Raw genomic sequence first — 687 nt, 5'->3', positions numbered from 1 at the left:
TATCCATGTTCTGTCTCCAGATCATTCCATCAATGGATGTCCCTGTTGTCGCCTGAGGCAAATTGTTTTGCGGTAGACTTCGATATTTCCTGATAGCCAAGCTCCAAAGTCACACCCCAGACCAAATGCGCAGCAATCATGAGAAGGTTTCTGCTGGGGGGGTGTTCAGCTGCCGGTTTTAGCAAGCGCATGGCAGGGATCCACCCAAGATAACTTATGCACCACACCAGAACGCCATAAACGGCACCACTTGCGCAGATCTTACCCCCAAATGGAAATACCGCCCCGGCAACGGCGCCATAAATGAAGTGTGCAACAACAGTCTGTTTCGCCTTGCCCGGATACGAATGCCCGCCTTTCTGCGCAACTACGTCAGTCAATTCCCTCGGAGGAAGCGGGTAGTTCTGCTGCTTTGGCAGGCGGTCGAAAGCCAAGCGCATGAAACAGGTCATCGCTGTTGTCGCCGTAATCCCGGCCAAGGTTCCGAAAATCAATCGGTACATGTTTATGGACTCCGAGGACGTTATTCTGGAGCCAAACGATTCGGAACCGGTTTTGTTCTCATAAAATGTGCTTAACGATCTTGCTTCCAAATTCCTTTATGAATTCCCGCTGATTTTCGGCAACATTATGCAAATAAATTTCTGTAAACCCCAGGGCCTGGTAAGTCTGCACCATTTCAATGTG

At 49.6% G+C, this 687-nt stretch carries 1 protein-coding gene; it reads right to left on the bottom strand.

Annotated features, from left to right (window positions below; genetic code table 11):
- Positions 1-29 precede the first annotated feature (29 nt).
- Positions 30-503, bottom strand: a complete 474-nt coding sequence (locus tag RCF13_RS19175) for a hypothetical protein (protein ID WP_176056583.1) — start codon at positions 501-503, stop codon at positions 30-32.
- Positions 504-687 lie beyond the last annotated feature (184 nt).

The organism is Stenotrophomonas maltophilia group sp. RNC7, assembly GCF_030910085.1.
GTDB classification, from domain to species: domain Bacteria; phylum Pseudomonadota; class Gammaproteobacteria; order Xanthomonadales; family Xanthomonadaceae; genus Stenotrophomonas; species Stenotrophomonas sepilia.
This window is presented reverse-complemented; position numbering and strand designations above follow the sequence as displayed.